This is a genomic window from Actinomadura decatromicini, from assembly GCF_008121305.1.
GTDB lineage: Bacteria > Actinomycetota > Actinomycetes > Streptosporangiales > Streptosporangiaceae > Spirillospora > Spirillospora syzygii.
Map to the genome: position 1 here is coordinate 182,220 of NZ_VSRQ01000010.1, position 22,171 is coordinate 204,390.

The 22,171-nt window shown below is 72.9% G+C and carries 18 protein-coding genes; 11 read left to right on the forward strand and 7 right to left on the reverse strand.

The window, feature by feature from the left end:
- Positions 1-5 precede the first annotated feature (5 nt).
- Positions 6-1,517, forward strand: a complete 1,512-nt coding sequence (locus tag FXF68_RS36975) for a sulfatase family protein (protein WP_148767484.1) — start codon at positions 6-8, stop codon at positions 1,515-1,517.
- Positions 1,518-1,527: 10 nt separating this feature from the next.
- Here FXF68_RS36975 and FXF68_RS36980 read toward each other — a convergent pair whose 3' ends face one another.
- Both FXF68_RS36980 and FXF68_RS36985 read right to left on the reverse strand, forming a co-directional pair.
- On the reverse strand, positions 1,528-2,742 hold the full coding sequence (locus tag FXF68_RS36980) for a sialidase family protein (RefSeq protein ID WP_148767485.1): 1,215 nt from the start codon (positions 2,740-2,742) through the stop codon (positions 1,528-1,530).
- Positions 2,739-3,851: an alpha/beta hydrolase gene (locus tag FXF68_RS36985; protein ID WP_148767486.1), complete on the reverse strand. Its 1,113-nt coding sequence runs from the start codon at positions 3,849-3,851 to the stop codon at positions 2,739-2,741. Before FXF68_RS36985 ends, FXF68_RS36980 begins: the two co-directional genes overlap by 4 nt.
- 306 nt (positions 3,852-4,157) lie before the next feature.
- Between FXF68_RS36985 and FXF68_RS36990 the strand changes: the two genes are divergently transcribed.
- Both FXF68_RS36990 and FXF68_RS36995 read left to right on the forward strand, forming a co-directional pair.
- Positions 4,158-6,221, forward strand: a complete 2,064-nt coding sequence (locus FXF68_RS36990; protein WP_246179154.1) for a hypothetical protein — start codon at positions 4,158-4,160, stop codon at positions 6,219-6,221.
- Between the two features lie 136 nt (positions 6,222-6,357).
- Complete coding sequence (locus FXF68_RS36995) at positions 6,358-9,321, forward strand: ATP-binding protein (protein WP_187438306.1); 2,964 nt, start codon at positions 6,358-6,360, stop codon at positions 9,319-9,321.
- A 10-nt stretch (positions 9,322-9,331) separates the two neighbouring features.
- On the opposite strand, the gene FXF68_RS37000 is transcribed toward FXF68_RS36995, so the two are convergent.
- Together FXF68_RS37000 and FXF68_RS37005 are read right to left on the reverse strand one after the other, a co-directional pair.
- Positions 9,332-10,168: a hypothetical protein gene (locus FXF68_RS37000; protein WP_148767487.1), complete on the reverse strand. Its 837-nt coding sequence runs from the start codon at positions 10,166-10,168 to the stop codon at positions 9,332-9,334.
- 139 nt (positions 10,169-10,307) lie between these two features.
- Positions 10,308-11,849, reverse strand: a complete 1,542-nt coding sequence (locus FXF68_RS37005) for a hypothetical protein (protein WP_187438307.1) — start codon at positions 11,847-11,849, stop codon at positions 10,308-10,310.
- Positions 11,850-12,349: 500 nt separating this feature from the next.
- On the opposite strand from FXF68_RS37005, the gene FXF68_RS37010 reads away from it, so the two are divergent.
- From FXF68_RS37010 to FXF68_RS37025, 4 genes are all read left to right on the forward strand, one after another.
- Complete coding sequence (locus FXF68_RS37010; protein WP_148767489.1) at positions 12,350-13,600, forward strand: Mur ligase family protein; 1,251 nt, start codon at positions 12,350-12,352, stop codon at positions 13,598-13,600.
- Positions 13,590-14,300, forward strand: coding sequence for a type 1 glutamine amidotransferase (locus tag FXF68_RS37015; protein WP_148767490.1), 711 nt, complete (start codon positions 13,590-13,592; stop codon positions 14,298-14,300). Before FXF68_RS37010 ends, FXF68_RS37015 begins: the two co-directional genes overlap by 11 nt.
- 261 nt (positions 14,301-14,561) lie before the next feature.
- Positions 14,562-15,644 carry a hypothetical protein gene (locus FXF68_RS37020; RefSeq protein WP_148767491.1) on the forward strand — a complete coding sequence of 361 codons (1,083 nt, stop codon included), beginning with the start codon at positions 14,562-14,564 and terminating at the stop codon, positions 15,642-15,644.
- Between the two features lie 36 nt (positions 15,645-15,680).
- Positions 15,681-16,424, forward strand: coding sequence for an aminotransferase class IV (locus FXF68_RS37025; protein ID WP_148767492.1), 744 nt, complete (start codon positions 15,681-15,683; stop codon positions 16,422-16,424).
- A gap of 4 nt (positions 16,425-16,428) precedes the next feature.
- Here FXF68_RS37025 and FXF68_RS37030 read toward each other — a convergent pair whose 3' ends face one another.
- Positions 16,429-16,695 carry a DUF3303 family protein gene (locus tag FXF68_RS37030; protein WP_222870271.1) on the reverse strand — a complete coding sequence of 89 codons (267 nt, stop codon included), beginning with the start codon at positions 16,693-16,695 and terminating at the stop codon, positions 16,429-16,431.
- Positions 16,696-16,944: 249 nt separating this feature from the next.
- Here FXF68_RS37030 and FXF68_RS37035 point away from each other — a divergent pair, with 249 nt between their 5' ends.
- On the forward strand, positions 16,945-17,913 hold the full coding sequence (locus FXF68_RS37035) for a TIGR01777 family oxidoreductase (protein ID WP_148767595.1): 969 nt from the start codon (positions 16,945-16,947) through the stop codon (positions 17,911-17,913).
- Here FXF68_RS37035 and FXF68_RS37040 read toward each other — a convergent pair.
- Positions 17,876-18,829 carry a helix-turn-helix transcriptional regulator gene (locus FXF68_RS37040; RefSeq protein ID WP_148767494.1) on the reverse strand — a complete coding sequence of 318 codons (954 nt, stop codon included), beginning with the start codon at positions 18,827-18,829 and terminating at the stop codon, positions 17,876-17,878. The genes FXF68_RS37035 and FXF68_RS37040 overlap by 38 nt on opposite strands.
- 104 nt (positions 18,830-18,933) lie before the next feature.
- Between FXF68_RS37040 and FXF68_RS37045 the strand changes: the two genes are divergently transcribed.
- From FXF68_RS37045 to FXF68_RS37055, 3 genes are read left to right on the forward strand one after another with little or no spacing between them, the layout of a single operon-like run.
- Entirely contained in the window at positions 18,934-19,467 is a 534-nt protein-coding gene (locus FXF68_RS37045) for a DinB family protein (protein WP_148767596.1), read from the forward strand.
- A 32-nt stretch (positions 19,468-19,499) separates the two neighbouring features.
- Positions 19,500-20,306, forward strand: coding sequence for an AraC family transcriptional regulator (locus tag FXF68_RS37050; RefSeq protein ID WP_148767495.1), 807 nt, complete (start codon positions 19,500-19,502; stop codon positions 20,304-20,306).
- 11 nt (positions 20,307-20,317) lie between these two features.
- Positions 20,318-21,049 (forward strand): SDR family oxidoreductase, encoded by a 732-nt coding sequence (locus FXF68_RS37055; protein ID WP_246179142.1) that lies wholly within the window; start codon positions 20,318-20,320, stop codon positions 21,047-21,049.
- Here the strand turns inward: FXF68_RS37055 and FXF68_RS37060 are convergent.
- Positions 21,046-22,065 carry a TerC family protein gene (locus FXF68_RS37060; RefSeq protein ID WP_148767496.1) on the reverse strand — a complete coding sequence of 340 codons (1,020 nt, stop codon included), beginning with the start codon at positions 22,063-22,065 and terminating at the stop codon, positions 21,046-21,048. The two genes, FXF68_RS37055 and FXF68_RS37060, sit on opposite strands and share 4 nt — an antisense overlap.
- Positions 22,066-22,171 lie beyond the last annotated feature (106 nt).

Sequence of the window (22,171 nt, forward strand, 5' to 3'; positions counted from 1 at the left end):
GTGTGATGCTCGCCGCGAAGCCGCGACGATGGGTCGTGCCGGTGGCGGCGCTGCTGGTCGCGACCCTGTCACTGGCCGGATGCCTGCGCTCCCAGGAAGCCGGCGACCGCAAGGACGGAAAGGTGGAGGCGACGCGCGCCCCCGAAAAGCGGCGGCCCAACATCGTCTACATCCTGACCGACGACCTTTCGTGGGACCTTGTCGACTACATGCCGAACGTCAAGCGGTTGCAGCAGCGCGGTCTGACGTTCTCGAACTACTTCGTCGCGGACACGCTGTGCTGCCCGTCCCGGGCGACGATCCTGACGGGGAAATACCCGCACAACACCGGGGTGCGCAGCAACGATCCGCCCACGGGCGGTTTCCCGGTGTTCCGCGACCGCGGCAACGAGCAGGACACGTTCGCCGTGGCATTGCAGAAGGCGGGCTACCGCACCGCGCTCATGGGCAAGTACCTGAACGGCTACGAGACGACGAAGCAGCAGGGGTCGTCCCGCACTTACGTTCCGCCCGGCTGGACGGAATGGCAGGTCACCGGACTCGGATACGCGAACTACAACTACTGGCTGAACGGCAACGGGACGCTCACCCACTATGGACGCTCCCCGCGGCATTACCTGAACACCGTGCTGAGCGGCAAAGGCGTCGACTTCATCAACCGGGCGGCGGACGTCCGGCAGCCGTTCCTGCTGGAGATGTCGACGTTCTCGCCGCACGCGCCCGCGACGCCCGCGCCCGAGGACGCCCGTAAGTTCGGCAATGTCAGGGCGCCCCGCACGCCCGGGTTCAACGAGCCCGACATCGGCGACAAGCCCGGCTGGCTGCGGAAATACCCGCGGTTGCGGGTCCGGCAGCTCCACGGCGTCGACCAGGCGTTCCGGCAGCGCGTGCGGGCCGTCCAGTCGGTGGACCGGATGATCGGCGCGCTGGAGGCGGCGGTCAAGGCCAAGGGCCTCGCCGACGACACCTATTTCGTCTTCAATTCCGACAACGGCTACCACCTCGGGCAGCACCGGCTCGTCGAGGGGAAGCTGACCGCCTACGACACCGATATCCGGGTGCCGCTGATCGTGGCGGGGCCCGGCGTCCCGGCCGGGAAGACCGAGCAGCGGTTCGCGCAGAACACCGACATCTGCCCGACCATCGAGGAAATGGCGGGGCTGCGGCCCGCCGACTCGGCGGACGGCCGTTCCCTCGTCCCGCTGCTGCGCGGGCAACCCGTCTCCGGGTGGCGGACGAGCGCGTTCATCGAGCACCTCGGCCCCAATTACCGGCACGACGACCCGGACCTGCCGAAACGGTACGGCGGGAACCCGCCGACGTACTACGCGGTCCGCACGGCCAACGAGCTGTACGTCGAGTACGACAACGGCGACCGCGAGTATTACGACCTCGCCCGCGACCCATGGGAACTGGGAAATCTTTGGACGCAGGCTCCCGAACCGCGCAAGGCCGAACTCAAATCGCTGGTCGCCTCGTACCGCCATTGCGTGGGCGCCGAATGCCGCGACCTGTGAGCCGGATGGATCACGGCCGGAGGGAAGCGGCCGCGTAGGCGCGGCAGACGCCGTCCTTGTCGCGCTTGGTGGCGACCTCCAGCAGCCCTTTCCCGTCGTTCGTCGGGAGCAGCGCCGAACTGTAGTTGGCGCAGACGACGTCGGACTGCTCGGGCTCGGCCGGGAACGAGACCCGGACGGGCGCCGGTTCCGCCCGCCAGCCGCCCTGTCCGTCCGCGGCGGCGGCGAACACGGTGGCGCCGCTCGCGTCCCGTGACAGCCGCCCGTCCGCGTCCCGGACGATGCCGCCGACGAGCAGGATCGTCCCGCCCGGACCGCCGCCTGGGACCCACGCGACCGTGGGCGCGTGGAAGAGGCCGCGCCCGTCGCCGGTGCGCGCGGCGGTGCCGGGCGCGGCCGGGTCGCCCCAGGACCAGCCGTCCGCCGAACGCCGGTAGTGGACCCCGCACTTCGCGGAAGGCCCGCAGATCTCGTAGGCCATGAAATAGGAGCCGTCGGGGAGGCGCCGGACGACGGGCATGCCCGGACGGTCGCCGCGCCCGCCCAGGGCGACGACCGGTGTCCGCGAACCCCACGTCGCGCCGCCGTCCAGCGACAACGCCTCCATGACGACCTGGTCGTGTCCCGGCTGTGTCTCGTCGGAGTAGTAGCAGACCAGGCGTCCCTGGGCGTCGAGGTTCAGCTCCGGCTCCCAGAGGCCGCGGTCCCACGGCGTCCCGGCGTCGGCGGTCGCGCAGCTCGACAGGTAGGACCAGGTGCGCCCGCCGTCCCCGCTGCGCCACACGCGCAGCTCGGGCAGGCGCTCGGGGGCGTCGTTCTTCATCCCGGCCGTGCCCGCCCACAGGAGCGTCCCGGCGGGCTGCGCGCCGACCGCCCGGGGCAGTTCGAGCAGGCTGCCGCAGCAGGCGCCGCGTCCGCCGGCGGCGGCCGGGTCGCGGATCTCCGACAGCGTCCGGAACGTGCGGCCGCCGTCCGCGCTCTCGTAGAACCGCGCCGTGTCGGTGAGGCCGGCTCCGGCGGCCGTCGCGACGCCGAGCACGATCCGCCCGTCCCGCAGCCGGACGAGCCGCGGGTACATCGCCTGCCGACCGTCCACGAGATGCTCCGGGAACGGGACGAAGGCCGCGGGGCGGGACGCGGGCTCGTGTGGCCGCGTGCCCGCCTCGGTCGCCGTGCACCCGGCGAGCGCGACGACCGCCGCCAGCGCCACCGCCGGCGCCTTCACGGCGTGAGGCCCTGGCTCATCCAGCGCAGCACCTGCGGCAGGACGCGCCGCCACGTCCCGAAGTTGTGGCCGCCGCTGTCCAGGACGAGGGACGACGCGCGCATCGGCGGCCTGACCAGGGACAGGAACCGCTGCGTCCCGTTCTTGTTCCCCTCCCCGACCCGGCTCGTCGTGAGGAGCACGGAGATCGGCGGCTGCGGCCGGTGCCTCAGCCGCCAGAACAGGTCGTTCTCGTTCCGGACGGCCTGGCTCCCGCCGTACAGGTCGCCGGTCGTGAGGTCCTTGATCGCGCCGTAGTAGCCGGACAGCGACGCCGCCCTGGAGAACACGTCCGAATGGCGCATGGCGAGCTTGAGCGAGCAGTAGCCGCCCGTCGACAGCCCGAGCGCGCCCCATCCGCTCGCCTCGCCGGACACCCGGTAGGCGGAGCGGACGGCGTCCGGCACGTCCTGCGTGAAGAACGTCGCCGACTGCGGGCCGCCGGGGACGTCGAGGCACTCGGTGTCGCGTCCCGGCACCGTCGACGGGCGGAGCATGACGTACACCGTCGGCCGCGCCCGCCCGGCCCGGCTCTCGTCGCGCGCCGTCTGCGGCAGCCTGACCTGCGTGACGAGGTTGCTCAACACCCCCGGGTAGCCGCTGAACGCGAGCGCGACGGGAAACCGGCGGTCTTTCGCGGCGCGGTCGAAGTACTGCGGCGGCAGGTAGACGTAGGCGTGCGCGTTCAGCCCCGACCGGACGCCGTGGATGTCGACGGTGTCGAGCCGCCCGTCGCGCTCCGGGCTCCCGCCGACCGACACTTCGGGGGAGCGGTGGACCAGCGCGGTCCCGGCGTCGCCCTGCCCTTGCTCGGGGACGATTCGGCCCGTCCCTATCCCGGCGGCGCCGACCAGTTCGCCCCATGTCGCGTAGAAACCGAAATGGCGGTTCACCAGCGTCAACGCCATCAGGATGACCAACGCCTGGCAGAGCACGAGGACGCCGAGCCGGGCGGCGAGCCGCCGGACGCCGGGGCCCGCGAGCCGTCCCCAGCCCCACGCCACGGCCGCGAGCGCGGCGGCCACGGCGACGGTCAGCAGGCACGCCAGCGGCCAGCCGGTCAGCGACACACGGGCTCCTCACACGTCGGTCGTCGTCCGCCCGACACGGGACATTACCGCCCGGAGCGCCGCCGTGGCCGGATGCGGCCAGGGGTATGGCATGGCGTGTCCGATCTTTCCCGCAGGTTGGCTTGGTGACCGAATTAGCGCGGGGAGTCGGGCATCGGTAGTCCTGTTCCATTGAAGAAGACGCGGGGACGCGGGAAGCTCTTTACTCTGTGCGGTGTAGAAGAACGTAGAAAACCAACCAACCCGGCCACCCCCAGGCGTTTCCATCATTCCCGCGACTCCCAGGGGTCTCTCGACGTGACGGACATGGCGAGCGGGTCCGCGATGGCGCGGCTCACACAGCCCGACCGCGTCTACGTGGGCTGGCGCTACGCGCAGGTGCACCCCGATCCGGGGCCGCCCCCGGGGCGTCCCGAGCGGCCCGAACGGGTCCCGGCGGCGGCGCCCGCGCGGCGGCCGGGCGAGCACATGGCGGCGCGCCCGCTGCGCACGGCGTTCGGCGGCGGGCTCGTCGGCGTCGTGCTGTTCCTGCTGTGCGCGATCGCGGGCGTCCTGCCCTGGGCGTTCGCGGCGGTGGCGCTGCTCGCCTGCGCCGTGGTCCTCGCCATCACGGGCGGCGCCCTGTGGCGGGACGAGCGCGGCGTCCGGGAGCGGATCGCGTTCGAGCGGGACGCCGAGGAGCGCGAGCGCGCCGCCCGCGAGCGCGAGTCCGACGCGGCCGAGAAGGCGTACGCGAAGGCGAGGGCCGACTGGGAGCGCCGCCGGACGGCGTACGAGGGGCAGCGCGAGTGGTACCCGGTCGCCGTCCCGCCCGGCGTCGACCGGGTGGACGTCGTCGGCGGCACCCTCGCGGGCTGGTCCGCCGCCGTCACGACGATGGGCGCGGCGCGGCTCGCGGTGGGCGCGCGGCTCACCGTCATCGACCTGTCGGAGGGCGCGGTCGCGCACGACCTGCTGCGGCTCGCCGCCGACCGCGGCGACGACCCGCTCGTCTGGGTGCTGCCCGCCGACCTGCCGCGCCTGGACGTCACCCGCGGCCTGAACCGCGAGGCGCTCGCCGACGTGCTGTCCCTGGTCGTCAGCGCGGGCGAGGAGGACGGCGGCACCCGCGACCTGTCCTTCGACAACTCGATCCTGGAACGTCTCATCGAGGTGCTCGGCGCGGACGCGACGATCCCGCGCATCACGGCGGCGCTGCGCGTCCTCGCCCAGGTCGGCGACCCGCGCGACGACCTGCGCAAGGGCCTGCTCACCGACGACCAGCTGGAGCGGATCGCGACGCTGTTCGGCCGCGACGCCACCGACCGGATCGTCGTCCGGCGCGCGTGGGCCCTGGAAGCGCAGCTCCGCAAGCTGGAGAAGCTCGCCACCGAACAGGTGCGGCTCCCACCGTCCAGGCTGCACGTCGTGTCGATGGACCGGCGCGCGGGCGTCCTCACCAACCGCATCCTCGGCACGTACGTGACGACGGCGCTGACGCACCGGATCCGCGAGTCCCCGCCCGGCGGGCGCTGGGACCACACCCTCTTCCTCTGCGGCGCCGAGAAGCTGCGCGGCGACGTCCTGGACCGGCTCATCGACGCCTGCGAGGCCACCGGTACCGGGCTCGTACTGATGTACCGCTCCATTCCCGGCCACGTCCGCGAGCGCCTCGGCCGCCGCGGCCACGCCGCCGTCGGCTTCATGCGCCTCGGCAACCCCGAGGACGCCCGCGTCGCCGCCGAGCACATCGGCGCCGGGACGCCGCTCCTCGTCGCGGAGATCACCGACTCGGCGGGCGAGACGCTGTTCGACATCGCCGGCGAGAGCTACGCCAGCACGGTCGCCTACGCGCGCCCCCGCGGCGACGGTCTCACCGACCCGGTCTGGTCACCCCTGCCCGCCCCCGCCGCCGACGACTCCGCGCTGGTCGAGGGCATCAGCTCCGCCACCGCCTGGGGCCGCACCGTAGCCGCCCGCGCCCCGGCCCCCGACCGCAAACAGCGCTTCCGCGAACTCCTGGTCGAACCGCCGCAACTCCAGGAACTCCCACCGACCGCCATGGTCTTCACCCACTCCGGCGCGACAGGCCGCCGCACCCTCCTCGTAGACGCCAACCCGGGCATCATCACCCTCCCGACCGCCCACTCCATGGAATTCGAGGAATACCTCCGCCACCAGGAGACCCGCGACGCGGCCGACGACGGACCCCCGGAGGCTCCGGAGCCGCCCGCGCCCGCCGAGCCGAAGCAGCCGGACGTCGCGTCCCCGCGCCTCCCGCGAGCCCGCCACGCCCTCCCGCGCGGCGCGAACCCGCGCCCGCCCCGGATCGTCCCGCCTTTGAAACCGTCCGGCCGCCACAAGGCCGATCCCCCTTCCTCGGCTTCCTGATCGTGCGTTGTCGGGGGAGCGGGCGACACGTAAGGATGCTGGGGTGACGTCGTCTGGATCGTTGCCGCCGGGGCCGCCGCCGTATGGGAGGGGGCCCGGGGTGCCGCCGGGGTCGCCGCCGGCGGGGATGCGGGGGATGACGCGGGGGACGGTTCCGGCCGCCGCCGTGCCGCCTCCGGACGAGTTCGGGCTGCCGGGGCCCTGGTATCGGATCCAGGCCATTCCGGCGCCGCAGCGGGAGGCGTCGGCGGAGTGGGACTTCGTGAGCGTGCTGCCCGCGGCGTTGTCGGCGGCGCGGTTGGGCAGGCCGTTCGTCGTGGGTTGGCTGTCGGCGGGTAGTGGGTCGCCGCTTGAGCTGATCACCAATGCTGGTCCGGTGGGCGGGGCTGGGGACGGGCTGCTGTTCCCCAGCGGGGCGCGTGGCGTGCCGGTCGGGGACGAGTGGCTGCGGCGGGCCGAGCGGATGGCGTGGACGCGGTGTCCCGGACGTCTCGCCCCGCAGGTCGGCCGGGCGGAGGCCGGACCCGGGCTGTTCGAGGCGACGCTCGTCACCTTGATGGAGCGGCCGTTCGGCTGGTTCGTGGTGGCCGACCCGTGCGACGAGCGGCTGATCGACACGGAGATGCGCGAGCTGCACCACGAGTTGCGGATGTTGCGCCGTGGCGAGGACGAGCAGGCCCGGCTCGCGGTCGCGCGGGCCGACCAGCGGCTCGCCGAGCTGGACGCCTTCCGCGAGGCGGGGCTGTGGAGGGTCCGGGTCGTCGCCGGGGCCGCGACGCAGGCGGAACTCGGGCAGATCGCGCCGGTGCTCGTCGGGTCGATGGAGCTCGGCCACCATCCGTACCGGCTGCGGTCGGGGCACGGCAGCGGGTCGTTCAGCGGGATGCTGCGGCCCGGCGCGGAGCCCGCCCCGGTGCGCGCGGTCGCGGAGCCGGAGCAGCGGTTCCCGTTCGTCGCGACGGCGGGGGCGCTCGCCGCGCTGGCCGGGCTGCCGCGCCGCGAGGTGCCGGGGCTGCGCGTCCTGGAGGCCGGGTACTTCGACGTCACCTCCGAGACCGTCGCGTCCGAGAGCCCGGCGGAGGCGTCCGCGCAGATCGAGCTCGGCGCCATCCTCGACGGGCAGGACCGGCAGGTCGGGCGGTTCACCGTGCCGCGCTCGACGATCAACCGGCACGTGTTCGTCACCGGGGCGACGGGCGCGGGCAAGTCGCAGACCGTCCGGCACCTGCTGGAGCAGCTCACCCGCGCGGGCATCCCGTGGCTGGCGATCGAGCCCGCGAAGTCGGAGTACGCGGCGATGGCCGGGCGCATCCGGGACCTCGGCGGGCCGGTGACGGTCGTGAACCCGTCCGACCCGGAGTCGGTGCCGCTGTCGGTGAACCCGCTCGCGCCGGAGCCCGGCTATCCGGTGCAGGCGCACATCGACATGGTGCGGGCGCTGTTCCAGGCCGCGTTCGACGCGGAGGAGCCGTTCCCGCAGATCATGGCGCAGGCGCTCCAGCGGGTGTACGAGAACAACGGGTGGGACGTCGTGACCGGGGCGGGCGTGCCCGGCTCGCTGATCGAGCCCGCCGTCCCGACGCTGGAGCAGCTGCAGAACGCCGCGCTCCAGGTCATCTCGGACGTCGGCTACGGCCGCGAGCTGATGGCCGACGTGCAGGGCTTCGTGGACGTCCGGCTCAGGTCGCTGCGCATCGGCTCGGCCGGACGGTTCTTCGAGGGCGGCCACCCCGCCGACATCGGCGGCATGCTGCGCGACAACATCGTCCTCGCCATCGAGGACGTCGCCAACGACGAGGACAAGGCGTTCCTCATGGGGACGCTCATCATCCGCATCGTCGAGCACCTCCGCATGCGCGAACGCCGCCGCGACCGGAGCGACGAACCGGCGCTGCGGCACGTCATCGTCATCGAGGAGGCGCACCGGCTGCTCCGCAACCGCGGCCCGGAGCGCGGCAGCTCGCACGCCGTCGAGCTGTTCGCCGGGATGCTCGCCGAGATCCGCGCGTACGGCGAGGGCATCATCGTCGCCGAGCAGATCCCGACCAAGCTCGTCCCGGACGTGATCAAGAACACGGCGCTGAAGGTCGTGCACCGGCTGCCCGCGTTCGACGACCGGCACCAGGTCGGCGCGGCGATGAACCTGGACGCCGACCAGTCCCGCGCCGTGGTGTCGCTGCGGCCCGGCGTCGCGGCCGTGTTCGCGGACGGCATGGACCGCCCGCTGCGCGTCCGCGTCCCGCTCGGCGAGGGGCGCGAGGCGGAGCTGGCGGGACCGCCGCCGCCCGTGGACGGCCGCCGGTCCGCCGCGTGCGGCTGCGAGTGCCGGTCCGGGCGTGCCTGCACCCTGTACGAGCTGCGCGAGGCCGACCTCGTCGCCGGGAGCCCCGACTGGGCGTGGCTGCGGGTGTGGGCGGACACGCTGGTGCTGGCGCACGTCGTGAACCGGCCGCTGCCCGCCGTCCCGCCGGAGCTCGGCCGCGCCTGGTCGCGGCTCGCGCCCCGGCTGCGCGAGTGCGCGCTCGCGACCGTGCTGGAACGTGCCGTGAGCAGGCGGTCGCGGTCGCTGCGCGGCGCGTACCCGCCCGCCGAGCTGACCGCCGCGGTCGCCGACGTCGCCGGACGCCTCCTCGGCGGCGCCCCGGCCGGCGCCGCGCCCGGCCCGGCCTGGGTCATCCCGCAGGTCCGCTGGCTGCACGAGATGGACCGGATCTTCCCCTACGGCGGCGACACCCCGGACAAGCACGCCGCCGCCCCGCCGCTCGACTACCAGCTCCCCGGGCTGAAGCAGCCGCCCGCGCCGAAGCTCGGCCACCGGCTCCGCGCGCTGCGCCGCCACCCGCTGTCGATGGAGCTGGAGCGCAACCGCCCGCTGGCGCTCACCGCCCTCTACGGCGACGACGGACAGGACGGCTTCTACCGCGACCTCTCCGTCGTCGCGATCGGCGTCGAGGAAGAGGACCAGATCGACGACGTTGCCGGGACGATGCGCGTCACCGACTGGCTGGAGCCGGTGCTGAGCTGGGTCGAGCGCTTCGTCGCGCCGTTCGAGGACCCGTCCGCGGGGCCGCCCGTCCTCGGCCGGCCCGAAGGGGAGTGACGGCCCCCGGCTAGATGTCGTCGGCGTTGCGGGCGGGCAGGCCGGCCTTCTCGGCGATCGGCGTCCAGTAGCCGATGAACTCGTTCTTGGCGTCGCTCGCCCGCTGGTTGACGTCCGCGACCTCGGAGTCGGACGGGCAGCCGGGCGCGACGTCCAGGTAGCGCTGGTTCGACTCCGACGACGCCTCAAGGGCGCGGACCAGCGCGTCCTTCATCTGGTCGCCGTTGTCGAGCGCGCTCACGTCCAGCGCGCGGGCCTTCTCCAGTTGCGCCTTGCGCGCGTCGAGGACGCGCTGGAGGCCGCTCGTGCCGCATCCGGCGACCACGACTGAACCGAGGTCGGACCGGGTCGAGCCCATCTCCTCAAGGAGGCCGTCGACCGCCTTGGCCTGTGCGTCGAGGTCGCCGCCGCTCGCCGACTCCTCCGTCTCGGGGACGGTGCCCTGGCTCTGCAGCGTCGACGGCGCCCCGCCCCGCGTCGGCCCGGCGGACGGCTCCGACCCGCTCGGCCAGAACACGATGCCGAGCGCGAGCCCGAGCAGCAGGACGACCCCCGCCGCCGCGAGGAAGTACGGGGCCCGGCTCTTCTTCGGCGGCGCGGGCGGCTGCCAGATCGCGGGCTCCGACCACGGCTCGGCGGACAGCCGCGTGATCGTCTCGTCCGACGGCGGCATCGGCGTCGTGTAGTCGGACGGCGGCTGCCCCGGCGGGGGAGGGGTCTCCCACGGGACGGGGATCTGCGGCTGCTGCGGCGCTCCCCACGGAGGCGCCGGGGGCTCGTCGCGGGTCGTCGACTCGACGCCCGGCGGACCGTTCAGCGGCGCGTCGCAGCGCGTGCACCTGGGCAACGCCGCCGGCGTCTCGCCTCCGCAGACCGGACACCGCATGAGGCCCCCTACCCCGTGAGACACGACGGTGACAAGATACTGCGCCGCCGTTGGACGGGAACCCGTCCTCCAAAGGTCGCAACCGGGTCGTGACCGGCCGTCACACCCGCTGCCAGTTCCGCAGCGGCTGGCCGGTCCTCTTCGCCACCGGGTTCCACAGGACGACGAACTTCTTCTTCGCCGCCGTCGCCCGCTGCTCGATGGGCGCGCGTCCCGGCACCTGCGCCGCGCCCGGCTTCGGCCGGCCGTGGCAGCGCGGCTGGTTCTGCTGCGCCCACTGGAGCAGGACCTGGTCGACCTGGAGGGACGCCGTCAGCGCCTCGGTCAGCGACGCGCGGAGCCGCTCGCCGTTCGCGAGCTTGTCGACCTGGAGGTTCCGGGTCCGGACGAGCTGGTTCTGGCGCCGCTGCGCGACGATCTGGAAGCCCTGGATCGCCTGCGGCAGCGTCTTGCACTTCCCGGCCCGGCCGAGCGCCCCGGCGAGGATCCGGCGGGTGTCGACGCTCGCGTTCAGGATCGCGTTCAGCGCGGCGGCCTGCTCCTTCGTCGCGGGCGGGATCGGGTTCTTCTGCGCGACCTGCGTGTTCGACGGCGACGGATGCGCGCCGGTATTGCCGGACGAGTCGTCCCCGGACGGCCACGCGACGTACAGGACCGCCCCGGCCGCGACCGTCACCAGCGCGGCGACGGCGGCGATCAGCGGCTTGCTCGGCCCGCCGCCGCCCGGACGCCCGGCGCCCTGCCCCGGCGGGTACCCGCCGTACGCGGGATCGCCCGGCCCCATCTGCATGCCCGGCTGCATGCCCGGCCCCGGCTGCATGCCGGGACCCATCGGGCCGCCCATGGGACCCGGCCCCATCGGGCCCTGGCCCATCGGCGGGGCGCCCATGGGCGTGCCGGGGTCCATCCGGGTCTGATCGAAGTCGTCGCCCCCGAAGCCGCCCGGCCCGCCGCCGAAGCCTTGCCCGCCGTCGAAGCCTTGCCCGTTGCCGAAGCCGTTGCCGTAGCCGGGGGTGTTGCCGAAGTTCTGGGTGTTGCCGTAGCCGGGGGCGATCTGGGTCGCGTCGGCGTCCCGTACGGCGGGCAACTGCATGGGCGGCTGCGGCGACATGGGGGACTGGTACACCTGCGTCGCGTCGGCCTCGGCCTCGGGCTTGCGCGGCCGCGCGAACCACGAGTCGGGGACGATCGACTCCGTCCGCTCCGGCGCTGGCTCCAGCCCGAACGTGCTCGGCGCGGCGGCGGGCGGCGCGGGAGGCGGCGGAGGCGCGGCGAACCCGCCGGACGCGTCGTCCTCGTCCGGGACGAACGTCCAGGCGGCGGTGTCCTCGGGATCGAAGGATGGCAGCGGCGACGCGGGCGGCGTGGACGCCCCGGGCGACCCCGTCGACCCTGCCGAGACCGGCGGCACGGAGGGCGTGGACGGCTCGACCGTCAGCCGTAGCACCGGCTGCCCGCCCGTCGTCCCCGGCGGCTCCGGCGCCGTCCGCTGCGTGGCGGACCGCGCGCTCTCCCCGTGGCCGTTGTGTCCCGGCAGGTCGAGGTCGGGCGTGACGGGCGGCTGCGCGCTGCCCGCCCAGGACGGCGTGGGCGGCGGCACCATCACCGTCCGGTCGCCGAGCGCGTCGGCGGTCCCGGCCACCGCCGGGGGCGCCGAGAGGGGAACGACGGGCCCGGCCGAGTACACGTCGATCGGGGCCGCACAGTGTGAACACCTGCCGAGCGTCCCGGGCGTGTCGTTCCCGCACGTCGGACACTGCATCGCTGAGACCTCGCCTTATCGCCGCTCTGTCCACGCCTTGCGATCCGGCCCGCCGCCGCGGGCGGCCGTCGCGTCCCCCGCGACCAGCAGGGCCCCCGACAAAAGTAGTCGGTGCCGCCGTTCTCGGACGGGTGGATGGGAATCTGGCACACCGCAGTCGGAGGTCGCACCGAATCACGACATCTCGGTACGGGTCAAGACCGGCCGCGCTGGTTTACCCGACATCCCGTGATGCTGCTCACATCTTGCCCCCCGTCCGTCCCGGCCGCCCCGCAACCCGCCGCGGAGCGCCGGGGACGAGCCCGGACCGGGGCCGTCAGCGGCTAGGCTCGGAGCGGTTTACCGGCGCATACCAGACGCATCCAGAGAAGACGGAGTCCATGAGCGATCTTCCGCTGCGTTCGCAGCTGGCCGTCGCGCTCGGTCGTACGGCCGCCAAGATGTCCCGCATGGCGGGCCGCGGGGACGGCTCGGTGATCGGCGGAAAGGTCGGCCTCCGCCTCGACCCCGAGCTGCTGACCAGGCTCGCGAAGGACCGCAAGCTCGTCCTCGTCAGCGCCACCAACGGCAAGACGACGACGACCCGGCTGATCACCTCGGCGATGACGCCGCTGGGGGAGGTCGCCACCAACGCGTTCGGCGCGAACATGCCGACCGGTCACGTGTCCGCGCTCGCGTCCGCGCCGACGGCCCGGTACGGGGTTCTGGAGTGCGACGAGAAGTACGTCCCGATGGTCCTGCGGGAGACCGGGGCGAACGTCGTCGCGCTGATGAACCTGAGCCGCGACCAGATGGACCGTGCCGCCGAGATCTGGCTGCTGGCCGGAAAGTGGCGGCGCGCGCTGGAGGCCGCCCCGCAGAGCCACGTCATCGCGAACTGCGACGACCCGCTGGTCACGTGGGGCGCGGCCACGGCGAAGAGCGTCACGTGGGTCGCGGCGGGCCAGCACTGGCGCGAGGACTCCTGGTGCTGCCCCGAGTGCGGCGGCCCTCTCGACCGGCAGGACACCGACGAGGACAGCGACTGGCGCTGCCGCCAGTGCCACTTCGCCCGGCCCCGTCCCGACTGGGCGCTGCGCGGCGACCAGATCACCGCGCCCGACGGCCGGACGTTCCCGCTGACCGGGCTGTCCCTGCCGGGCCGGGCGAACCGGTCGAACGCGCTGATCGCGCTCGCGGTGGTCGCGCAGTTCGGCGTCGCGCCCGAGCAGGCGCTGCCGCTGCTGTCGCAGGTCACGTCCGTCGCCGGGCGGTACACGACGGTCGAGCACGAGGGCCGGTCGATCCGGCTGCTGCTGTCGAAGAACCCGGCGGGCTGGCTGGAGGCGTTCGACGTCCTGCAGCCCGCGCCCGGCCCGGTCGCGCTGTCGATCAACGCGCAGGGGCCGGACGGCCGCGACACGTCCTGGCTGTGGGACGTCGACTACCGCATCCTGCGCGGCCGTCCCGTCTGGGTCACCGGCGAGCGCCGCATCGACCTCGCCGCCCGGCTGGAGGCCGCCGAGGTCTCCTTCACCGTCGTGGACGACATCGACCAGGCGGTCATGGCCGTCCCGCCGGGCCACCTGGACGTGATCGCCAACTACACCGCCTTCCAGTCCATCCGAACGAGGTACGGCCGTGTCGTCTGACCGCATCAAAATCGTCTGGATCTACCCGGACCTGCTCAGCACCTACGGCGACCAGGGCAACACGATCGTCTTGGAGCGGCGGGCGGCGCTGCGCGGCATCCCGACCGAGACCGTGCACCTGCGGTCGGACGAGCCCGTCCCCGCCGACGGCGACATCTACCTGCTCGGCGGCGGCGAGGACCGGCCGCAGATCCTCGCGGCGCAGCGGCTGCGCGGCGACGGCGGGCTGGCGCGGGCCGTCCAGTCGGGTGCGGTCGTGTTCGCGGTGTGCGCCGGGTACCAGCTCCTCGGCCACGAGTTCGGCGGCGAGGAGGGCCAGCCGGTCGCGGGCCTCGGCCTGCTCGACATCCGGTCCACGCGCGGTGAGCAGCGCGCGGTCGGCGAGATCGTCGGGGACGTCGCGGGCGAGCTGAACGTGCCGCGCATCACCGGCTTCGAGAACCACCAGGGCGTCACCCACCTGGGGCAGAACGCCCGCCCGTTCGCGAAGGTCGTGCACGGCATCGGCAACGGCGACGGGTTCGAGGGCGCCTACAGCGGGCGCGTGCTCGGCACGTACATGCACGGCCCGGCGCTGGTCCGCAACCCCGGCCTCGCCGACCTGCTGCTCCGCTGGGCGGTCGGCGCCGAGCTCCAGCCGCTGGACGACTCCTGGGCGGGCCGCCTGCGCGACGAGCGCCTCAAGGCCGTCGCCGGCTGACCCGCCGGCCGCCCGGCCGGGACCCGCGTGTCCCGGCGGGCGGCCGAGCGCGGGCCGGCGTTGTGCAGCGCGTGCCGCGCTCGGCCGTTCCGGTCCGGCCCGCCACAGGGCCTGGTACGGGCCATCGGCGATCATCCGGAAACCCGGATCGCGCGCCCGGCGCTGAAACCGTCGCGGCCGCGCGCCCCCGGCCTCCAAATTCGCCGCCGGAAATCAGAACTCATTGGGCACGGATCTCGCTCGTCCTGCGAAAATGCAAGGGTGAACGATTTCGACTTCTACGCCTCGGTCGTCGCGACCGGCACCGTCCTCGGTCTGGACGAGACCTGCGACACGGGCGACCTGGCAGTTCGTCTTGGTTATGACCGCGACGAGGGCGAGGCCCAGAAGGCGTATCCCGTTCGCCATCTGGGGCTCGTGGAGTCGTGCTGGACGGGCCTCGGCAGCGGCCGGTGGCACGGCGTCAGCCTCGCCGTCCGCGTGTTCACCCTGCATTACGGCGATGTCGTCCCGCCCGCCGTGCGCGAGGCGTACGGACCGTTCCGAAGCGCGGTCCGATTCCCGGAGTTCCGCGACGAGCTGGAAAGCCGCGGCCTCGTCCTGGAGGAGCTTCCCACCCAGCCGGGCTGGCGCTGGTTCGTCCAGCCCGACTCGCAGACCGCGATCTGGGTGGACGACGGCGAACCCGATCCCCGGATGCCCACGCAGCCCGGAGACGTGCACGGCATCCGCATGCCCGCCGCCCTGCCGGTGAAGCCGCGCAGCGGCGCGCTGCGGGACGCCACCGCCGCGGTCCGCCGCATGTCCCCGGAGGACCGCGTGCGCTGGCTCGCGAAGCGGCAGCCCGCCGCCGGACCCGACCGCGCCGACTGGTGGGCGGAGCTGTTCGGCGCCGTGCTCGCGCGCCTGCACGGCCCGCCCGCGCAGCGCGCCGAATGGGGGCGGTTCGGCCTGTGGCTGCTGCGGCAGGCCGAGTCCACGCAGCCGTTCCCGCCCGCGCGGGCGGCCTTAATCCAGGCCGGGCTCGTTGACACGCTGCACGAACTCGGCCTCCGGGACGCGCTGTCCGGTGAGCTGCCCCCCGCGGAGGACGTCGTCCGCGACTGCCTGGCCGCGATGCCGATGAGCCGCGCCGACGCCGTCCCGCCTCGGTTCGCGTCGCCCGACCCGTCCTATGTCCGGCGCTGGCGGGAAATGAAGAACATGGTCGACGCGGCCCTCCCGCATCTGCCCCGCACCATCGCCCCCGATCTCGCGAGCGAGCTGCGCGCCTGGGCCGACCTTCGCGCGACACCGCTTCCCCTGCCCGACCGTGGATCGTCCTGGAATCGCGGTCTCTCATAAAGTCCAGCACCATTTCCCCCCAGCCCAAGGACCGATATGCGCATCGAGGTGGACGGACGTCCGGCGACGGCGGAGACGCTCGCGCACCCGGCGCTCGTCAACTACGGCCATTTCACCGCCATGCAGGTGCGGTCCGGCCGCGTCCGCGGCCTTCTCGCGCATCTGGAACGGCTCGACGCCGCGACCCGCGAACTGTTCGGGACGTCCCTCGACCCCGCTCGCGTCCGCGAACTGATCCGGCACGCCGTGGGCGACGCGGACGCCTCCGTAAGGGTGAGCGTTCACCGGCCGGACTCGGAACCGGTGGTCCAGGTGGTCGTGCGGCCGCCGGGCGAGGCGCCGACGAAACCGCAGAGCCTTCTGCCGGTCGTCTATGAGCGGCCCGTCCCGCACATCAAGCACGTTGGCACGTTCGGCCAGATCCATTTCGGGCTCCAGGCGGAACAGGCCGGTTTCGACGAGGCGCTGCTCGTCCTCTCGGACGGCCGGGTCGCCGAAGGCGGCATCACCAACGTGGGCTTCTTCCGCGACGGCCGGATCATCTGGCCGGACGCACCCATGCTGCGCGGCATCACCATGCGACTTCTCGACGAGATACTGCGCCCCTACCGCGCCGTGGTCCGCGTCGACGACCTGCCCTCATTCGACGGCGCGTTCGTCACCAACTCGCTCGGCATCGCGCCGGTGAGCCGGATAGGCGACGTGAAATACCCGGCGCGCGACGACTGGATGGTCCCCGTCCACGAGGCGTACTCGTCCGTTCCCTGGGACCTCATCTAACCGGTCACCCCAGGGCGGCGAGGCCCTTCTCCAGGTCCTCCCTGTTCATCACCGGCTGGATCTCGATCTTCGCGCCGAACTCCTGGAAGAGCGGCTCGGCGATGGCCGGCAGCGCCGAGGAGTCCTGCATGTCGAACACGAGCGTGCAGGAGCGTCCGCCGTCGCTCGGCCCGAAATAGGCGGCCTCCGGGGCGAGCCTTTCCATCAGCGACGCCATGACCTCGGAAAGCCTGCCGGTCTTGATCGCGTCATTCGCGACTCGCGTGTCCATCTGCGCTCTGAGCATGACTCTCATCGCGTCGTCCCCCCGCCGCACCGGGACCGGTGCGGCCGGGCCCGCACTCGCTAAATCCCGGTGCTCCCCGGTTGATACTCGCCCACTGACCTGGACAAACCCGCCACCTGCCCGGCAAAACCAACAATCTACGCACGCCACTCTCGGGGGTGAGACTTGTCTCAGTGTTTGAACGTGTTCAAGTCTCGGGGTTAGGGTCGTTCGTGGAGGGTGGGAGGTGGCTTGGTGAAGGTCGTGATTCCTGGAGGGACCGGGCAGGTCGGGACGGTTCTCAGGCGGGCGCTGACCGGTGCGGGGCATGAGGTCGTGGTGTTGACCAGGAACCCGCGGAGTGGTCGTGAGGTCCGCTGGGACGGTGAGACCTTAGGACCGTGGGCGGACGAGGTGATCGACGGCAGTGACGTCGTCATCAACCTGGCCGGGCGCAGTGTCAGTTGCCGTTACACCCCGGCCAATCTGCAAGAGATGATGGATTCGCGGGTGCGTTCGACCCGGGTCGTGGGTGAGGCGATCGCGGGGGCGACGCGGCCGCCCCGCGTGTGGTTGCAGATGAGTACCGCGACCATTTACGCGCACCGTTTCGACGCTCCGAACGATGAGGCGACAGGCGTGATCGGCGGGGACGAGGAGGGCGTGCCGCGCTACTGGGGCTACAGCGTCGAAATCGCCAAGGCGTGGGAACGGGCGCAGGAGAACGCCGAGACGCCGTCCACGCGGAAGGTCGCCCTGCGCTCCGCGATGGTGATGAGTCCCGATCGCGGGGGCGTCTTCGATGTCCTGCTGTGGCTGGCGCGGCTCGGGCTCGGCGGGCCGGTCGCGGGCGGCGGGCAGTACGTGTCCTGGATTCATGACCGCGACTTCGTCCGGGCGACCGAATTTCTTGTTGAGCGGGACGATCTCGAAGGGCCGGTGAACCTGGCCGCGCCTGGGCCGTTGCCGCAGCGGGAGCTCATGCGTGCGTTGCGTGCCGCCTGGCGTGTTCCGGTGGGGCTGCCCGCGACGAAATGGATGGCGGAGCTCGGTGCGCTCGCCATCAGGTCGGACACCGAACTCCTGCTCAAGAGCCGCCGCGTCGTTCCGGGACGGCTCACGCAGGCCGGTTTCTCCTTTGAGCACCCCGAATGGCCCGAGGCCGCAGCCGACCTCGCGGGCCGCGTTAGGCGCGGGAGAAGCGGGACGCCCATTCCTGCATGAAGGTCCGCAGTTCGGGGGGCTCCACCACCTGGAATTCCTCCCGGGCGGCGCCAAGCGCCATGCTCGGCCAGTCCAGGGAGTCGGACGTCATCCGCACCCGGCAGTGCCCGGCGTCGATCTCCTCGACCGTGCACCACCGTCCGATACGCCTGCGCACGGTTTCGGCGGGTGCGTCCACCAGGGCCTCCACCTGGTAGGAGCGGGCCCGTTCGTCGACGGCGGCGCGGACGAACTCCGCCGCGTCCGCCGCGGGCAGCTCGCGCGGACGGAACCGCGTCCCGGTCACGTCCAGCCCGGAAAGCCGGTCGACCCGGAAATTGCGCCAGTCGTGCCGGGCGAGGTCGTAGGCCACCAGGTACCAGCGGCGGCCGAGCCGGACGAGCCGGTGCGGCTCGGCCTCCCGCTCCGTCCGCTCGCCGCCCGCGGCGGTGTAGCCGAAGCGGAGCCGCTCGGCGTCCCGGCAGGCCAGCGCGATGGCGGTGAGGACGGAGGCGTCGACCTCCGTCCCGGACGCGCCGCCGAACCCGGCGGGCACGGTCATCGCGCGCAGCGCCTCCACCTGCCGCCGCAGCCGGGCGGGCATCACCTGCACGACCTTCGCGAGCACCCGCACCGACGACTCGGCGATGCCCTCGACCGAGCCCTGCGCCGCCGCCTGGAGGCCCACGGCCAGCGCGACCGCCTCCTCGTCGTCGATCACCAGCGGCGGCAGCGCGGCGCCCGCGGCGAGCTGGTAGCCGCCGTCGACGCCGCGCTGCGCCTCGACCGGATAGCCGAGGTCGCGGAGCCGGTCGACGTCCCGCCGCAGGGTGCGGACGGACACGCCGAGCCGGTCCGCCAGCTCGCCGCCCGGCCAGTACCGGTGGGTCTGGAGCAGGGAGAGCAGGCGCAGGGTCCGTGAGCTGGTGTTCGCCATGTGCCCGATTCTTCCCGCAATTCAGGTCAGGAAGTGGCCGCTATCGCTCCTAACTTGGTGTCGTCAGCGAGAAGCGACCAACGACCGAAGGCGGAGACGTGACGATGACGACCGACGAGCGGCGGACGGCCCCGGCCGGAGAGCACGCCGACCTGCTGGCGATGCTGGCCAAGCACCGGCACTTCCTGCGGTTCACGACCCGCGACCTCACCGACGAGCAGGCGGGCCTGCGGACGACGGCGAGCGAGCTGTGCCTCGGCGGGCTCATCAAGCACGTCACGTCGTGCGAGCGCGGATGGGTGGAGTTCATCCAGCGGGGCGCGTCCGCGATGCCCGACTTCAGCCAGATGACCGAGGAGGACTTCCAGCGCCGCGCGGACGAGTTCCGCATGCTGCCCGGCGAGACCCTGGCCGGGGTCCTCGACGCCTACGCCGAGGTCGCCCGCCGGACGGACGAACTGGTCGCCGCCCTCCCCGACCTGGACGAGCCCAAGGAACTGCCCAAGGCCCCGTGGAACACCGAGACGCACTGGTCGGTCCGCCGCGTCCTGATCCACATCGTCGCGGAGACGGCCCAGCACGCCGGGCACGCCGACATCATCCGGGAGTCCCTGGACGGCGCGAAGAGCATGGGCTGACCGGACCGGCGGCGCCCCGCGAGAATGGGCGCGTGGGACAGGTGCACTCGGTGCTGGTGCGGGCCGGGGCGGAGCCGTGCGCGACGCGCGCCCGCCCGGCCGCGCCCCGGCTGCGTCCGTTCGCCGCCGGGTACGGGGCCTTCCGCATCGGGACGGCGGGCCCCGCGCCGCGCCGCGTGCTCCCGCTGAACCTGGTCACCGTGATCGTCGACCTCGCCGGGCGGGGCGCGCTGGTCTTCGGGGCGCGCGGCGCGCCGCTGGTGCACGCGGGGGCGTCGTGGGAGCGGGGCGTCACGGTCGGGCTGACGCCCGCCGGGGTCCGCGCCCTGTTCGGGACGCCGATGAGCGCGCTGACCGGCGCGGTCGTCCCGCTCGACGACCTCCTCGGCCGCAGCCGCACCGCCGAACTGGAGGACCGGCTGTCCACCGAGCCGGGCTGGACGGCCCGGCTCTCCCTCCTCGACGGCCTGCTCGCCGAATGGCTGAGCCCGGACGGCGAAAGCCCCGACGCTCCGGCGGCCCGAGCCTGGTGGCGAATTCACGAGGTGGCGGGACAGATAAAGGTCGGCCCGTTGGCGGCGGAACTCGGCATCGGCAGGCGCCGTCTGGAGACCGGTTTCCAAAGGGAATTCGGCCTGAGCCCGAAGACGGTGGCGCGGGTCGCGCGGTTCCAGCGGGCCGCGTCGGTGCTCGGCGCGCCGTCCGGCGACCTCGGCACGGCCGCCGCCTGCGGTTTCGCCGACCAGCCGCATTTCACCCGCGAAGTCCGGACGATGGCGGGCGTCACCCCCACCGAACTCCGCGCGATTCTTCAATACACCGGGCCGCTCGACGGTTAGCGTCCGGGGGCATGACGCTCAGCATGACGCTCAAGGGCAGGCGGGCGCTCGTGACGGGCGGCTCGCGGGGGATCGGCGCGGCGATCGTCCGGCGGCTCACCCGGGACGGCGCCCGCGTCGTCTTCAGTTACCGGGCCGCGAAGTCCGCCGCCGACGCGCTCGTCGAGGAGTTCCCGGGAACGGTCGCCGTCCGCGCCGACCAGGAGGATCCGGTGAGCCTCGACGCCCTTTTCGAGCCCGTCGCGGACGGCCTGGACATCCTCGTCAACAACGCCGCGCTCGTCCCGAAGACGCCGATCCGCGACATCACCCCGGAGTTCTTCGACCGGGTGATGCTGGTCAACGCGAAATACCCGCTGATGGCGATGCGCCGCGCTGAGCCGCTCATGCCGGACGGCGGCCGGATCGTCAACATCTCCACGCTCAACACCGTCCTGCCGATGGCGGAACTGGCGCTCTATTCGGGGAGCAAGGCGGCGCTGGAGCAGTTCACGGCGGTCGCGGCACGCGAATTCGGCGCGCGGGACATCACGGTCAACACCGTTTCGCCGGGCGCCACGGACACCGCAGCGCTGCGCGTGGGGAACTCGCCGGAAAGCCTGGAGCAGACCTCCGCGTTCACCGCGCTCGGACGGATCGGCAAGCCCGCAGACATCGCGGACGTGGTCGCCTTCCTCGCCGGTCCCGACGCGCGCTGGATCACCGGCCAGAACATCCGCGCGACCGGCGGCCTCCTCCTCTAGTTGTGGGCCGGTTCCTTTTCCCGCGGCTCCTTCTCGCGCCGCTTCCGCAGGGAGCCCGCCTGCGCCCTCTCCTCCGGGTGGTGGTGGACGCGCACCAGGCTCGCCCCCGTCGTGATCAGCAGGATCAGCAGGATCACGCCCAGCGAGAAGGGCGTCGGGATCTCGGGCACCGAATGGGAGACGTCCTCGTGCAGGAACTGCAGGATCAGCTTCACCCCGATGAACCCGAGAATCGTCGACAGCCCGATCGACAGATAGACGAGCCGTTCCAGCAACCCCTCGATGAGGAAGTAGAGGGCGCGCAGGCCGAGGAGCGCGAACGCGTTCGCGGTGAACACGAGGAACGGGTCCTTCGTCACGCCGAAAACGGCCGGGATCGAGTCGAGCGCGAACAGGACGTCCGTGCTGCCGATCGCGACGAAGACGAGCAGGAGCGGCGTCATGACGCGCCGCCCGTCCTCGTGGGCGAGCATCCGCCCGCCGTGGAAATCGTCGCTCACCGGCAGGATCTTGCGGGCGCGGCGGACGAGGAAGGTGTCCTCGACGTCGGGCTGCTCGTTGCGGTGCCGGACGAGCTGCACCGCCGTCCAGATCAGGATCAGCCCGAACAGCAGGAACGTGAACGAGAAAAGGCTGATCGCCGCGGCGCCGATCGCGATCAGCACGGCCCGCAGGGCCAGCGCCGCCGCGATGCCGAACAGCAGCGTCCGCTGCTGGAACTCGGCGGGCACCGCGAACCGCGCCATGATGATCACGAAGACGAACAGGTTGTCGACGGACAGGCTCTTCTCCACGATCCATCCGGAGAAGTACTCGGTGCCCGCCGTCCCGCCGCCGACCGCCCACACGGCGAGGCCGAAGAGGAGGGCGACCGCGATGTAGAACACCGACCAGAACGCGGCCTCGCGGATCTCGACCCGGTGCGGGCGGCGGACGGCCACCAGCAGGTCGAACACGAAGAGCGCGACGATCAGGCCGATCGTCGCGGCCCAGGCCCAGGCGGGTACGTCGACCATCCGGCTGCTCCACTCGGTTCGGGGCGTCGGCAGTCCTATTTCCGATCTACGGCGCTTCTACCGCGCGCGGGACGGCGCACGCACTCAGACGAACCTGAGTATCCGC

Coding starts and splice junctions, on each gene's coding strand:
- FXF68_RS37030 (WP_222870271.1), bottom strand. CDS start 16,695: ATGGACACGCGAGTCGCGAATGACGCGATCAAGACCGGCAGGCTTTCC.
- FXF68_RS37045 (WP_148767596.1), top strand. CDS start 18,934: ATGACGACCGACGAGCGGCGGACGGCCCCGGCCGGAGAGCACGCCGAC.
- FXF68_RS37055 (WP_246179142.1), top strand. CDS start 20,318: ATGACGCTCAGCATGACGCTCAAGGGCAGGCGGGCGCTCGTGACGGGC.
- FXF68_RS36975 (WP_148767484.1), top strand. CDS start 6: ATGCTCGCCGCGAAGCCGCGACGATGGGTCGTGCCGGTGGCGGCGCTG.
- FXF68_RS37040 (WP_148767494.1), bottom strand. CDS start 18,829: ATGGCGAACACCAGCTCACGGACCCTGCGCCTGCTCTCCCTGCTCCAG.
- FXF68_RS37025 (WP_148767492.1), top strand. CDS start 15,681: ATGCGCATCGAGGTGGACGGACGTCCGGCGACGGCGGAGACGCTCGCG.
- FXF68_RS37010 (WP_148767489.1), top strand. CDS start 12,350: ATGAGCGATCTTCCGCTGCGTTCGCAGCTGGCCGTCGCGCTCGGTCGT.
- FXF68_RS36995 (WP_187438306.1), top strand. CDS start 6,358: ATGACGCGGGGGACGGTTCCGGCCGCCGCCGTGCCGCCTCCGGACGAG.
- FXF68_RS36990 (WP_246179154.1), top strand. CDS start 4,158: ATGGCGAGCGGGTCCGCGATGGCGCGGCTCACACAGCCCGACCGCGTC.
- FXF68_RS37060 (WP_148767496.1), bottom strand. CDS start 22,065: ATGGTCGACGTACCCGCCTGGGCCTGGGCCGCGACGATCGGCCTGATC.